This window comes from Agrobacterium sp. A3-95 (genome assembly GCF_053521785.1).
This window is the reverse complement of record NZ_JBNWDR010000010.1, coordinates 236654-251229: the sequence shown is the minus strand read 5'-3', so window position 1 is coordinate 251229 and position 14576 is coordinate 236654. Positions and strand designations below refer to the sequence as shown.

The 14576-nt window shown below is 59.2% G+C and carries 9 protein-coding genes; 3 read left to right on the top strand and 6 right to left on the bottom strand.

Going from position 1 to position 14576, the window contains the following annotated elements:
* Together ACQZ5Y_RS23690 and ACQZ5Y_RS23685 are read left to right on the top strand one after the other, a co-directional pair.
* Positions 1-188, top strand: a 188-nt coding sequence (locus tag ACQZ5Y_RS23690) for a hypothetical protein (protein ID WP_448782333.1), incomplete at its 5' end; no start/stop codon positions are given.
* 193 nt (positions 189-381) lie between these two features.
* Positions 382-2328: a M23 family metallopeptidase gene (locus ACQZ5Y_RS23685; RefSeq protein ID WP_004432116.1), complete on the top strand. Its 1947-nt coding sequence runs from the start codon at positions 382-384 to the stop codon at positions 2326-2328.
* A 68-nt stretch (positions 2329-2396) separates the two neighbouring features.
* On the opposite strand, the gene clpB is transcribed toward ACQZ5Y_RS23685, so the two are convergent.
* The 6 genes from clpB to ACQZ5Y_RS23655 form a co-directional block, all read right to left on the bottom strand.
* On the bottom strand, positions 2397-5021 hold the full coding sequence (gene clpB, locus ACQZ5Y_RS23680) for an ATP-dependent chaperone ClpB (protein WP_004432113.1): 2625 nt from the start codon (positions 5019-5021) through the stop codon (positions 2397-2399).
* A 371-nt stretch (positions 5022-5392) separates the two neighbouring features.
* The gene (locus tag ACQZ5Y_RS23675; protein WP_065663270.1) at positions 5393-6199 is read right to left on the bottom strand and encodes a DUF4167 domain-containing protein; all 807 of its coding nucleotides are present in this window, start codon (positions 6197-6199) and stop codon (positions 5393-5395) included.
* 395 nt (positions 6200-6594) lie between these two features.
* Positions 6595-7464: a peptide chain release factor N(5)-glutamine methyltransferase gene (gene prmC / locus ACQZ5Y_RS23670; RefSeq protein WP_174060233.1), complete on the bottom strand. Its 870-nt coding sequence runs from the start codon at positions 7462-7464 to the stop codon at positions 6595-6597.
* A complete protein-coding gene (prfA, locus tag ACQZ5Y_RS23665; RefSeq protein ID WP_013762139.1) occupies positions 7461-8543 on the bottom strand; it encodes a peptide chain release factor 1 in 1083 nt (360 codons plus the stop codon). The genes prmC and prfA overlap by 4 nt, the downstream gene beginning before the upstream one ends.
* A gap of 28 nt (positions 8544-8571) precedes the next feature.
* Positions 8572-10839, bottom strand: coding sequence for a phosphoenolpyruvate--protein phosphotransferase (ptsP, locus tag ACQZ5Y_RS23660; protein WP_004432101.1), 2268 nt, complete (start codon positions 10837-10839; stop codon positions 8572-8574).
* 176 nt (positions 10840-11015) lie between these two features.
* Positions 11016-12293, bottom strand: coding sequence for an aspartate kinase (locus tag ACQZ5Y_RS23655; protein WP_004432098.1), 1278 nt, complete (start codon positions 12291-12293; stop codon positions 11016-11018).
* Positions 12294-12681: 388 nt separating this feature from the next.
* Between ACQZ5Y_RS23655 and ACQZ5Y_RS23650 the strand changes: the two genes are divergently transcribed.
* A complete protein-coding gene (locus ACQZ5Y_RS23650; RefSeq protein ID WP_004432087.1) occupies positions 12682-14529 on the top strand; it encodes a DEAD/DEAH box helicase in 1848 nt (615 codons plus the stop codon).
* The last annotated feature ends 47 nt before the right edge of the window (positions 14530-14576 follow it).

Sequence of the window (14576 nt, the reverse complement as noted above, 5' to 3'; positions counted from 1 at the left end):
CTCGTTCAGTGAGCGGACTTATAAGAGATCACCCTCAAACAAGTCAACACACCAAAATACAAATTCTAAAAAAAACATTCAAAACATTGATTTTAAAAGAGAGTTTTGATTTTTCGAGATTATGCCTCCCATTGGCCTCCACCAACGGACCGATTTTCAACAAGGGAATGCAGCCTCAACCCATATGAATGGTGCTGCGCCTTGTTTTGGCCCGACTCCTCGCTAATTGCTTTGCCAACAAAACGTTAATGCGGGCACGCGCGCGAGCCTGTTGCCGGCATATCTATTGAGGGTGCCGATCAATTTGACTCACGGCTTTGAAAGTTGCACACCTTCGCCTGAAGTTTCTGGAGAGCGCATGACCCACGGGGCACAGCTAGTATGACTGCGGATCGCAACGTGATCCGGTCGCTAGGCACGGAACCGCCAATTCTGGCGGAAGGGCGCCGTGCACCCGATCGCCGTGAGATTTCGCTCAGATGGCTTTCCGGCACGTTCCTTACCGGCATTACCTCTTCCATATTGATGGGTGTTGCGCTGTTTGCAGCTCTCGATGGCCGCCAGCAGCTTGCCATTCCGGCCGAGGCCTTCGCCAAGGCGGATATGGGCAACAATACCGCGGAAGCGGCACGCCGCGGCACACGCCTCATTGCGCCCAATATTGCGGCCCGGCCCTCGGACCGCTCGATCATGGAAGTCTCCACCGTTATCAACGAGGGCGACAAGGAAGTGGTCCGCAAGGTTCCCTTTTCCCACGTCAAAATTCCGCTGGCGTCCAACTACGCCAAACAGGACGATTATCCCGCCTTCGATCCCCTGAACATTTTCGCAAGCGGTGACGACAAGGACGCCCCGGCGCCGGCGCCAAGCCGAACGGGCACAATCTACGGCTCCGAGGTCGAATCCGAAGTCAGCCTGAAAACGGTCGCCTTTCCGATCCAGCACTCCAAGTATCCCTTCGCCGGCTCCCTGAGCTTCGACGAGGTGGAGGAGGCAGTGCGCTCGAACGGCTCGATCCTGACAGACGGTAACGAGCAGCTTGCAGCGCTCTATTACATCGACCCCCGTCGTTTCGATAATGATGAGGGTGATGTCGATATCACCGCCGGTCTTGCCGCCCGTGTCGTCGAACAGAATATGTCGGTTTCGACCCCTCAATCGCCCTCGGTTCCGGTCAAGGAATATGCCGACGACGTTATCCCTGCCCGCCAGACCGAAACCATCGAAGCCGCTTTATTCGGCGCGGGTTATTCGAAGGCGCAATCCTCCGAAATCGCTGGCCTGTTGTCACCGCAACTCCAGTCGAACAATGTCGAAAGCGGCGATGTGCTCCGCGTCGGCATTATTCAGGAAGACGACAAAAGCGACATCGTACGCGTAAGCCTTTACCGCAAGGGTCGCCACATGGTCACCATGGCCGTGGACGATCGCAAGAATTTCATCAAGGCCAGCGAACCGCCGAAGCTCGACGCGGTGGCGACGGCCTTTGACAGCACCCCGGCACCGGCCGCCGGCCGCGATCTGCCCAGCGTCTACGATGGCGTTTACCGGGCGGCTCTGGCCTATGGCATGAATCAGGGCATGGTCTCCCAGCTCATCAAGCTTTTGGCCAGCAGCGTTGATTTTCAGGCGCAGTTGAAACCGGCAGATACGCTGGAGGCCTTCTTCTCCGTGGAAGATGCGGATGGCAAGGCGACGGACAAGTCCGAACTGCTCTACGTCAACGCCAAGTTCGGCGATAACGAGACGCGGTTTTACCGGTTCCAGAACCCGGACGATAACAGCATCGACTATTTCGACGAGAACGGTAAGAGCATCCGGCAGTTCCTGTTGCGCAATCCGGTTCCGAACGGCCGTATGACATCAGGTTTCGGCATGCGCCGCCACCCCGTTTTGAAATTCAGCCGCATGCATACCGGCACCGACTGGGCGGCAGCCCGCGGCACGCCGATCATCGCGACAGGCAACGGCACTGTCGAGAAGGCCGGCTGGGCCTCCGGTTACGGCAACCAGACCCTGATCCGCCACGCCAATGGCTACGTCTCCTCCTATAACCACCAGAGCGCCATCGCCAAGGGTGTCACCGAGGGTTCAAAGGTCCGGCAGGGCCAGGTAATCGGTTATGTCGGTTCGACCGGCCTTTCGACCGGCGCGCATCTGCATTACGAGCTGATCGTTAATGGCACGAAAGTGGACGCGATGAAAGTGCGTCTGCCGGGCGGCAAATCGCTTTCCGGCGTCGCGCTCGCGCGGTTCTCCGACGAGAGAAAGCGGATCGACAATCTACTCAACATCGAAGAAAAGCCCAATCAGGTGGCGAGCCGTTAGTCCGCCGGGCCTCGTGACCATAGGGACCGCTATACGAAAAAGGGCTCCGTTACCGGAGCCCTTTCGTTTTATGCCGCATCAGCAGTTTCAGTCTCGGCCTCACCCTTTGGGGGCTTGACCTTGAAAAGCAGCCGGTCGGTGCCAGAGGTCACCTTGACCCGCGATCCGTCCGGGATCTCGCCGCCGAGAATCATTTCGGCGAGCCTGTCCTGAACGGTCTTCTGGATCACACGCTTCAGCGGACGTGCGCCATAGGCCGGATCGTAACCCTTATTGGCAAGCCAGTTGCGGGCATCCTCATCCAGTTCGAGCGTGATCTTGCGATCACCCAGAAGCGAGACGAGGCGCTTGAGCTGGATCTCCACGATCGCACCCATCTCGTCGCGCCGCAGGCGATGGAAGAGGATGATATCGTCGATACGGTTGAGGAATTCCGGCCGGAAATGCGACCGGACACGCTCCATCACCAGGTCACGAACCGAATCCACATCGTCATTGTCGCCCATCTGCGTCATGAATTCCGAACCGAGGTTCGAGGTCATGATGATGATGGTGTTCTTGAAATCGACGGTGCGGCCCTGACCATCGGTCAGACGGCCATCGTCCAGCACCTGCAACAGGACGTTGAACACGTCCGGATGCGCTTTCTCGATCTCGTCAAACAGCACGACCTGATAGGGCCGGCGGCGAACCGCTTCCGTCAACGCACCGCCCTCTTCGTAACCGACATAGCCGGGAGGCGCACCGATAAGCCGGGCAACGGAGTGTTTCTCCATGAATTCCGACATGTCGAGGCGAACCATCGCGGTCTCGTCGTCGAACAGGAACCGGGCGAGCGACTTGGTCAGCTCGGTCTTGCCCACGCCCGTCGGGCCGAGGAAGATGAACGAGCCGATCGGCCGGTTCGGATCCTGAAGACCCGCGCGCGAACGGCGAACCGCCTTGGAAACGGCCTGCACGGCCTCGCCCTGTCCGACCACGGACTTGGCAAGATCGTCTTCCATGCGCAGCAGCTTCTCGCGCTGGCCTTCCAGCATCTTGTCGACAGGAATACCGGTCCAGCGGGAAACGATGTGGGCGATATTGTCCGCCGTCACCACTTCCTGGACCATCGAGCCAGCACCGCTGCTGTCACGCGCTTCCGCTGCAGCCAGTTCCTTTTCGAGGCCCGGAATGATCCCATAGGTCAATTCACCGGCGCGCTGGAACTGGCCGTTACGCTGGGCACTTGCCAGTTCGTTGCGGGCATCGTCCAGCCGCTTCTTGAGGTCTGCGGCATGGCCCAGCTTCTGCTTTTCCGCCTGCCAGCGGGCCGTCAGCGCATCGGCCTTTTCTTCGGTATCGGCCAGTTCGTCCTCGAGCTTCTTCAGGCGGTCGACGGATGACTGATCCGTCTCCTGCTTCAAGGCTTCGCGTTCGATCTTGAGCTGAATGATCCGGCGATCCAGTTCGTCCAGTTCTTCCGGCTTGGAATCCACCTGCATGCGAAGGCGCGAAGCGGCTTCGTCCATCAGGTCGATTGCCTTGTCGGGCAGGAACCGGTCGGTAATGTAGCGGTTGGAAAGCGTTGCAGCTGCAACCAGGGCCGAATCCGAAATGCGGACCTTGTGGTGCTGTTCGTATTTTTCCTTCAGGCCGCGCAGGATCGAGATCGTGTCCTCAACGGTCGGCTCATCTACGAGCACCGGCTGGAAACGACGGGCAAGGGCCGGATCCTTTTCCACGTGCTTGCGATATTCATCCAGCGTGGTGGCGCCAACGCAGTGCAGTTCACCTCGGGCAAGGGCGGGCTTCAGCAGATTGGACGCATCCATGGCGCCATCGGCCTTGCCGGCACCGACCAGCGTGTGCATCTCGTCGATGAACAGGATAATGCCGCCATTTTCCGCCTGCACTTCGTTCAGGACCGCCTTCAGACGCTCCTCGAACTCGCCGCGATACTTCGCGCCAGCGATCAGCGCACCCATATCCAGCGCCATAAGCTTCTTGTCTTTAAGGCTTTCGGGCACATCGCCATTGACGATGCGCAGCGCAAGACCTTCGGCGATCGCCGTTTTACCGACGCCGGGTTCACCGATCAGCACGGGATTGTTCTTGGTGCGGCGTGAAAGCACCTGAATGGTCCGGCGGATTTCGTCATCACGGCCAATCACCGGGTCGAGCCTGCCTTCGCGGGCTTCCTCCGTCAGGTCGCGCGCGAACTTCTTCAGCGCGTCGAAGCCCTGTTCGGCATTGGCGCTGTCAGCCGTGCGGCCCTTGCGGATTTCATTGATGACCTGATTGAGCGCCTGCGCCGTCACGCCGCCCTTTTTCAGGGACGCCGAGGTGGAAGCAGAGTTTTCGATCGCCAGCGCCTGCAAAAGACGCTCGACGGTGACGAAACTGTCACCAGCCTTCTTCGCGAGTTCTTCCGCAGTCGAGAACACTTTCGCAAGTGGAGCCGTGAGGGAAAGGCCGCCATTGCCGCCGGAAACCTTGGGCAATTTCGCCAGTGCCGCATCGTTGGCCAGACGCACTTCCTTGGCGTCGCCGCCAGCCCGCTCGATCAGCGATGCCGCCATGCCCTGCTCGTCATCAAGCAGAACTTTCAGCACATGTTCGGCAGAAAATTGCTGGTGATTTTCCGCAAGCGCAAACGTCTGCGCCGATTGCAGAAAACCGCGAACGCGCTCGGAGTATTTTTCAATATTCATAGTCGAACCTCCATATACCGGCCCGCCCGCTTTCGGCACGGATCCGGGTGTTTGGGTTGAGGCTCCCTCAAAGGCAAGCCCCGCTACGGCAGTCGCGTTATACAGATTTCACGATTGCCGCCTCTTGATGGGCGGTTACCGCTGCATGCGGCATCCGTCCTTACTGCACGAATATGGGAGGCATTTTCATCGGTTTAAAGGGGAGGAAAACGACTGCCGGGGAAATTTTAGCCGGACTTGATAAACGTCACGCCTGTTTGCCGCGATTGCCCCCTTCGAACAGCGCCCAAGCTTTTACACCCGACCCCAAAAACAAAAAAACTCCGGCAAGCCGGAGTTTTTTCAATCGCGTGGTATTTTGAAAACCCTGCTTATTCAGCAGCGTTTTCGAGCGTGGCAGGTGTTGCCTCATCACCGGCTGGCGTATCTTCGCCTTCAGCACCCTCAGCACCTTCCGCGGTTGCGGCGCGGCGCGGGCGACGCGGGCGTGGGCCGGTGGCGCGGCGGGCCTTTGGTGCGCGTTCAGTCGCTGGTGCTTCCGTCTGCTGCTGCTGTTCCTCGACGGCCACTTCCATAGGCGTGCCTTCGATGACGGGCTGAGGCGCCTGGCTGGCGTCGTATACCGGCTGCTGCCGTTCGTCCGAAGCCTGCGGCTGGCGCGGCTGGCGCTCCTGCCGTTCACGGCGGTCCGGGCGCTCACGGCGTTCCTGACGCGGCTCGGAACGCTCGGTGCGCTCCTGCCGTTCCTGGCGCTCCGGCTGCTGAACCCGTTCCGGCTGTTCGAACTGCTGCTGCGGTGCACCATCGTCACCGTCGTTCATATCCATATCGTCGGCATCCGAAGCATTGTATTCGCCACGGTCGTCGCGCTGGAAACGCTCCTGCATCTGGGCCTGAGCGGTGGCGATGATACGATTGTAGTGTTCAGCGTGCTGCAGATAGTTTTCAGCGATCACACGGTCGCCAGCACTCTGCGCGTCCCGCGCAAGGGTGGCGTATTTTTCCGCTATGTGCTGGGCTGTGCCACGAATTTTAACATCGGGACCGGAGCTGTCATAAGTCCTGGTGAGCGGGTTACCGCCCTTGCGGTTGAAGTTGTTGTTGTTACCGCCACCATTGTTATTGTTGTTGTTGCTTCCACGCCCCCGGCCGCGCTTGTTTTGCTGTCCTGGCCTCATCAATTGCTCACCTGAATTCTGTTTTGCTGACAATCTGGTTATTTTCATGCAATTCCGGGCGGAAAACCGCTGGAAACTTTTCCTGAAATTGCTCCATTACGCGCCCTGCTGGAGATAACCCCAGACAAGACCCCGCGTATGACGACCGGTCGCGCAAAATGCTGCAACGAGCCACCTGCGAACAAAGTTTACTGATTCACATGCCGGAAACGCCCAGCCTTCAGGGTTCTCAAAAGAACCCGCTTCGGGACTGACCCATACCCTGACGAATCTAAATTCGTCCTCAGCCACCCGGCATGTGGCGGCAAACTATCCCGCTTCATGCGGAAATCCAAGCCTTTTCTTTTGCTGTGCAAAATATCCTTGCAAATAATCCGCAGACGTATCGCGAACAACTATCTCCGGAAGGTCAAAACTCTGTCGTTGCCGCCATAATCCTTCACGGCGTCGAGAAGAGAGAAGCCGTGGGAAGCAAATATAGCGGAAACATCAAGCCTTTGATCGAAACCGATCTCCACACCGACAATCCCGTTTTCCACAAGAAAGCGGCCTGCGTCGGCAGCGATGAGGCGGTACGGTGCAAGGCCGTCCTGACCTCCGTCCAGCGCCGCCATCGGATCGTGATAGCGAACCTCTCGGTCTAGCGTTGTGACGATGTCACTTCTTATATAAGGCGGATTCGACACAATTATGTCAAACCTGCCAGAGATTTTTTTGAACCAGTCGCTACGCATGGTTTCAAAACGCGAGGCGAGACCATTTCGGGCAGCGTTTTTCGCTGCGGTTTCCAGCGCATCGGCGGAGATATCGCTGCCGACGCCAGTTGCTTCCGGACATTCCTTGAGAAGCGCCAGACAGATCGCACCCGTGCCCGTACCCAGATCCAGAATGCACGCACTGCCCTTGTCGGCAACAATTTTTTTCAACGCAGGCAACAGCGTATCGACGAGAACTTCCGTATCCGGGCGGGGTTCGAGCGTCTCCGTCGATAAAAGAAGATCGAGCCCGTGAAATTCGCGGTGGCCGAGAATGCGATGGACTGGCTCTCCGCCTGCGCGCCTTTCGACCATGGCGGCAATGCGGGCGCTTTCTTCCCGCGTGACGGGATGGTCCGGTTTCATCACGAAATCGGTCAGTGAAAAACCGGTAACGTCGGCAACCAGCAGGCGCGCATCAAGCAGCGGATCGGCGATGCCCGCCGCCTGCAGCCGTTTGCGGGCTGCGGCAAGCTCGGTCGAAACGGTCCCGTCAGCGCCGCCACTCAAAGCTGTTGTTCGCCGAGCTGGGCAAGCTGACCGGCCTGATAATCAGCAATCAGCGCGTCGACAAGCTCGTCGATCTCGCCTTCGATCATCCGGTCGAGCTTGTAGAGGGTCAGGTTGATGCGGTGATCAGTGACCCGCCCCTGCGGAAAATTGTAAGTGCGGATACGCTCGGAACGGTCGCCGGAACCGACCTGGCTCTTGCGGTCGGCTGAACGCTCGCTTTCCACCTTCTGGCGCTCGATGTCGTAAAGACGCGAACGCAGAACCTGCATAGCCTTGGCGCGGTTCTGGTGCTGCGACTTTTCAGAACTGGTAACGATCAAACCCGTCGGAAGATGGGTGATGCGAACGGCGGAGTCAGTGGTATTGACGTGCTGGCCGCCTGCGCCCGAAGCGCGCATCGTGTCGATACGAATGTCTTCCGGGCGAATTTCGACATCGATATCCTCCGCCTCCGGCAGCACGGCAACAGTGGCTGCCGAGGTGTGGATGCGGCCGCTCGCTTCTGTTTCCGGCACGCGCTGCACCCGGTGCACGCCGGATTCGAATTTCAGCTTGGAAAACACCCCTCGCCCGCTGATCGTGGCGATGATTTCCTTGTAACCGCCCGCCTCGCCTTCGCTTGCGGAAAGAACTTCAACTTTCCAGCCCTTGGCTGAAGCGAAGCGCTCATACATGCGAAACAGATCGCCGGCGAAAAGTGCCGCTTCGGATCCGCCCGTGCCGGCGCGGATTTCGAGGATGGCGCTTTTTTCGTCCGCCGCATCCTTGGGAAGCAGCAGGACCTGCATTTCCTTCTCAAGCTCGCCAATTCGGGCCTCGACCTCCGGCAGCTCCATTTCCGCCAGATCGCGCATGTCCTTGTCGGTCGTCTTGTCGGCAAGCAGCGCCTGCAGATCGGCGGCCTCGGAGACCGCCTTTTCGTATTCACGGACTTTTTTCACCACCGGCTCAAGTTCGGAATATTCCGAAGCCAGCTTCACATAGACATCCGCTGCCGGACCAGCCGACATCCGCGCTTCGATCTCTCCGAAACGCCTTTCCAACTCGCGCATTTTTTCGACGGGAAGCTTCGCCACCAGTCACTCCGATTATGAAACAGGTCTTTTAAATGGGAATGGAATGCGTCGCGGCAAAGCGTAACAACACCTCGCGCGCGCTTTCCAGCGAATTATGATCGTCGAGCGCAGCGTTCAGCTCATCGGCAAGGCTCGCGGCATCAAGCCCGAGAAGCATGGCCTTGACGGGACCAATCGCCGTCGGCGACATGGAAACCGAACGGAAACCAAGGCCGATCAAAGCCATGGCCGAAAGTGGCTTGCTTGCCATTTCGCCGCAAAGCGTGACCGAGGTGTGGTGCTTTTCGCCAGCGCGCACGATATCGCGCAGAATGCGCAGGAACGGCTTGCCAAGATTGTCGAAACGATCCGAAACCCTTGCATTGCCGCGATCAACCGCCATCGAAAACTGGAACAGGTCGTTCGAACCGACGGAGACGAAATCCACTTCCTGCATCAGCTCATCGAGTTGCCACATCAGCGAAGGTACTTCCAGCATCGCACCAAATTGCAGCTTTTTCGGAAGCGCATGGCTGAATTTCGAAAGATGCTGCACTTCCTTCTGAAGCAGATCGCGCGCGGCGCGGATTTCGGAAACCTCCGTCACCATCGGCAACATCATGCGTAGTTCAGCACCTGAGGCAGCACGCAGAAGCGCGCGCATCTGTGTGCGCATCAGACCCGGGCGGTCGAGCGACAGGCGGATCGCCCGCCAGCCGAGCGCCGGGTTTTCCTCTTCCTGGCCGCGCATATAGGAAACGACCTTGTCGCCGCCAATATCCAGCGTGCGGAAGGTAACGCTCTTGCCCTTGGCCTGCCGCAAGACGGACCTATAGAACGCTTCCTGCTCCTCGCCCTTGGGCATGTTGGAGGCGATCATGAACTGCAGCTCGGTGCGGAACAGGCCGATGCCATCGGCGCCGGATTCCTCGAGCTGCGGCAGATCTACGAGAAGGCCCGCATTCATCTTGAGGTTGACCTTCTGGCCATCCTTGGTGATCGGCTCGACATTGCGAAGCGCGCGGAACTGCTCCTGGCGCTTGGCACGCAGGCGCACCTTTTCCTCATAGGCGCGCTGCAAATCCGACATCGGGCGCAAATGCACCTGGCCGTCATCGCCGTCGATAATGATGGGATCGTTATTTTCAGCGAGGGCGACGATGCCTGTCGCCTGCCCGATGATCGGAATGCCCATGGCGCGCGCCACGATGACGACGTGGCTCGTCACCGCACCGTCTTCGAGCACCAGGCCGCGCAATTTCTCACGCGGGTAATCCAGCAATTCGGCGGCACCCATGGCGCGCGCCAGAACGATGGCGTCCAGCGGGAAATCATGCTCGGGGCTTCGACCGCCGAAACCGATCAGCTGGCGCAGCAGCCGGTTGGCAAGATCGTCGAAATCATGCATGCGCTCGCGAAGATAGGGATCAGTCAGGCGCATCATGCGCGCCTTTGTGTCGCTCTGCACTTTCTCGACCGCAGCTTCCGCCGTCAGGCCGTTGCGGATAGCTTCTTCCATGCGCCGCACCCAGCCCTGATCGTGGGCGAACATGCGGTAGGTCTCGAGAACCTCGCGATGCTCGCCTTCGGTCGGGACGTCGCGGCGCTGCAACATGTCGTCGATCGACAGGCGCAGCGAACCGATCGCGTCGGCAAGACGCAGGATTTCGGTATCGGCATCCTCATTCAGCAGATTGGTGACAACGATTCGGGGGTCGTGCAGCACGACATGACCAAGACCGATGCCTTCGCCATAAGCATCGCCATCAATGGAAACGGCACGCGTCAGGTCCAGCTCCACACCGGGGCGGGTGATCTTTTTCAATTCACCGCTCGCCACTATTTCAGCGATGAGCATCGCGGTTGTCTCGAGCGCTTCAACTTCATCCTCCCGGTATGTTCGGCTGACCTTGTTCTGGACCACAAGAACGCCAAGAGTGCGACCGGAGCGCAAAATCGGCACGCCGAGGAAGGAATGATAAATTTCCTCACCGGTTTCAGGAAGATAGCGGAAAGCCGGATGCGCCTGCGCATCGGAAAGATTGAGAGGTTGGGCGGAAGCGGCAATGGTACCGACAAGACCCTGCCCCATTTTCAGCTGGGCAAGATGCACGGCATCCTTGTTGAGACCTTCGGTAGCGTAAAGCTCCAGCACGCTGTCGGAACGCAGCACGTAGACCGAGCAAACCTCCGCCACCATGTTGCTGGCTATCTGACGGACGATCTGGTCCAGACGGTCCTGCGGCTCAAGGTGCTCCGCCATCATTTCGCGCAGCCGCTTTAGCAGGACGCGCGGACCTGCAGAAAGGTCTCTCATCGCGTTTGCTCCCCGACGCTTCCGATCCGAATGTCATAATATTCGAGAATCAAAACGTCATTTAAAAAATTTATAGCGCGAGAAGCGCGTCCCGCAAGGGACACGCTTTCATGAAACGCCACATCGGAAAAACGCAACCCCGAAGAATCGGAGCATCGGGAACCGATGTCTCGAACTTAGTTCTTATCGAGACCGTAAGCAGAATGCAAAGTGCGAACGGCCAGTTCGGCATAGGCACCGTCGATCAGGATCGAAATCTTGATCTCGGAGGTGGTGATGGCCTTGATGTTGATGTTCTTCTCGGCAAGCGCCTTGAAGGCGCTGGCAGCAACGCCGGCATGGCTGCGCATGCCGATACCGATGACCGAAACCTTGGCAAGGCCGGTCTCGTTCTGCGCAACGTCAAAGCCGATCTGGGCCTTGTTCTCGTCCAGAACGCGCAGAGCCTTGGCAACGTCGCCAGAAGGAACGGTGAAGGTCATGTCGGTGCGCGACCCATCTTCGGAGATGTTCTGCACGATCATGTCGACATTGATATGCGCTTCGGCCAGTGGCCCGAAGATCGCGGCGGAGACGCCCGGACGGTCGGCCACGCGGCGCAGCGAGATCTGTGCTTCATCCTTGGCATAGGCGATGCCGGTTACGACTTCCTGTTCCACGATTTCTTCCTCGTCACAAATCAAAGTACCGGGCGGGTTGATGAGGTCGCCCATGCCCGGCGCATCGGGATCCTCGAAGCTGGAGCGAACGAAGGTGCGCACCTTGTGTACCATGGCAAGCTCGACGGAGCGAACCTGCAGAACCTTCGCACCGAGAGACGCCATTTCGAGCATTTCCTCGAAAGCGATCTTCTTCATGCGGCGAGCCTTGGGCTCGATGCGCGGATCGGTGGTATAGACGCCATCGACATCGGTATAGATATCGCAACGGTCCGCCTTGACGGCGGCGGCGATGGCAACGGCTGATGTGTCCGAACCGCCGCGACCGAGCGTCGCAATGCGGTTATCCGGGCCGATGCCCTGGAAACCGGCAACAACGGCAACCTGGCCCTCGCCCATGCGGTGAACGATATCCGAACCGTCAATCTCCAGAATGCGGGCGGCACCATGTGCGTTGTCTGTGCGGATCGGAATCTGCCAGCCCTGCCATGAGCGCGCATTGATGCCCATGGATTGCAGCGTTATCGCCAGAAGACCCGATGTCACCTGCTCGCCGGATGCAACGACCGCGTCATATTCGCGTGCATCGTAAAAGGAGGCGGCGTTGGCGCCAGCCACCTTCGCAGCATTCTGCACCCAGTCCACCAACTCGTTGGTTTTACCGGACATGGCGGAAACGACCACGGCCACTTCATGGCCGGCATCCACTTCGCGTTTCACATGCCGTGCGACATTGTGAATGCGTTCGAGGTTCGCGACGGACGTGCCGCCGAATTTCATGACAATGCGAGCCATAGCCTTGACCAGTACCATCCCTTTTTTCCGCCAGCCGTTTTTCAGGTGCGGACAAGAACAAACCCAGTCGGCTCTTTTTGATAAAGAGCCTCAAGTTGCGGGTCTCTTAGCGAAAAGGCGGGGGGCACGCAATGCCGTTTATGAACCATGCGGTACGCCTTTTTTTATAGCCCCGGCGAAAGAAGATGTCGGGATGGAATGGGCGACCGCATGCGGCGCTGTGAAAGAGCGTACCGCAGTGCACTGTACAAACGGGCCTATTCGCAGTATGGAGCGCGGCAATGCAACCGGCCAAATGGCCGTAATGGCCTGCATCGGCTGCCCCGGAGACTTTAGGACCTATTGGTTTCGGGCGGATGCAGGCAGCTTCATATCCGAAAGACGGTAGATGACAGACACCCAGGGTATCGCCCCGGCGATCGCGCAGGCGTTGGAAAAACGCGGCTACAAAGATTTGACCCCCGTGCAGAAGGCCATGCTTTCGCCGGAACTCGCCGACAAGGACGCGCTGGTTTCCGCGCAGACCGGCTCCGGCAAGACAGTTGCCTTCGGCATTGCGCTCGCGACCACGCTACTGTCGGAAAACACCCGTTTCGGCCAGGCTTCCGCGCCGCTGGCACTCGCCATTGCGCCTACCCGCGAACTGGCCATGCAGGTCAAGCGCGAGCTGGAATGGCTTTATGAATTCGCCGGCGTATCGATTGCGTCCTGTGTTGGCGGGATGGATATCCGCAGCGAACGACGCGCACTGGAGCGAGGCGCGCATATTATCGTCGGCACCCCCGGCCGCCTCTGCGACCACATCAAGCGCGGCGCGCTCGATCTGTCGTCGCTACGCGCCGTGGTACTGGACGAGGCCGACGAGATGCTCGATCTCGGCTTCCGCGAAGATCTGGAATTCATTCTGGAAGAATCGCCGGATAACCGCCGCACGCTGATGTTCTCGGCCACCGTTCCGCGCAGCATCGCCAAGCTTGCCGAAAGCTACCAGAAGAACGCCGTTCGCATCGCCACCGCCTCAGAACAGAAGCAGCATGTGGACATCGAATACCGCGCCTTGCTGGTGACCGGCTCCGACCGCGAAAACGCCATCATCAATGCGCTGCGCTTTTACGAAGCCCGCAACGCCATCGTTTTCTGCTCCACACGTGCGGCCGTAAACCATCTGACGGCCCGTCTGAACAATCGCGGCTTTTCCGTCGTGGCGCTTTCAGGCGAACTGACCCAGAACGAACGCACGCATGCGCTTCAGGCAATGCGTGACGGTCGCGCCCGGGTTTGCGTGGCGACTGACGTTGCTGCACGCGGCATCGACCTGCCTGGTCTCGAACTGGTTATCCACGCCGACCTGCCGACCAATTCGGAAACGCTTCTCCACCGTTCCGGCCGTACCGGCCGCGCCGGGCAAAAGGGCGTCAGCGCCATCGTGGTGCCTGTCAACCAGCGCCGCAAGGCCGAACGCCTTCTGGAAGGTGCCAAGGTCAGCGCAGCATGGGTTCGCCCGCCTTCGGTCGAAGAGATCGTTGAACGCGACGGTGCCCGTCTCCTGGCCGATCCGGCTCTCACCGAGGCCGTGGCCGATGACGAGCGTGATTTCGTCAAGCAGCTGCTCGAGCAGCATGGCGCGGAAAAAGTAGCAGCCGCCTTCGTGCGCCTTTATCACGCCGGACGTTCCGCCCCGGAAGACATCACCGAAGTCGCGTTGGACAATACCCGCAAACCGCGCCGCGACAGCTTCGAAACCCCTGAAAACGACGCGCCGCGCCGCGAACGTTCCGACTTTTCCGACAGCGCTTGGTTTTCGCTTTCGGTGGGCCGCAAGCAGAGCGCCGAACCGCGCTGGCTCATCCCCATGCTCTGCCGCTTCGGCAAGATCACCCGTCAGGATATCGGCGCCATCCGCATGCAGCAGACGGAGACCTTCGTGGAACTGGCGGCCGATGCCGTTGATCGTTTCACCTCCGCCATCGGCAAGGACATGATGCTCGAAAAGGGCATTCGTCTGAAGGCGCTGGAAGGCAAGCCGGAAATGACCGGCAGTGTTCGTGAGGACACCCGCCCGGCCACGGCTCAGCGGAAGTTCAACAAACCCAATAATGCTGGCGGCGCAGCCGACGACCGCAAGGGCGACGACAAGCCCTGGAAAAAGAAAAAGACCTTCGGCGACAAGCCCAAATTCGAAGGCAAGAAGGACCGGCCTTTCGAAAAGCGCGGACCGAAGCCGGCAAAGGGCTGATGCGCGGGTCAGTACCGTGCGGTAAATCCTCGGCTTAAGGCCGAGGA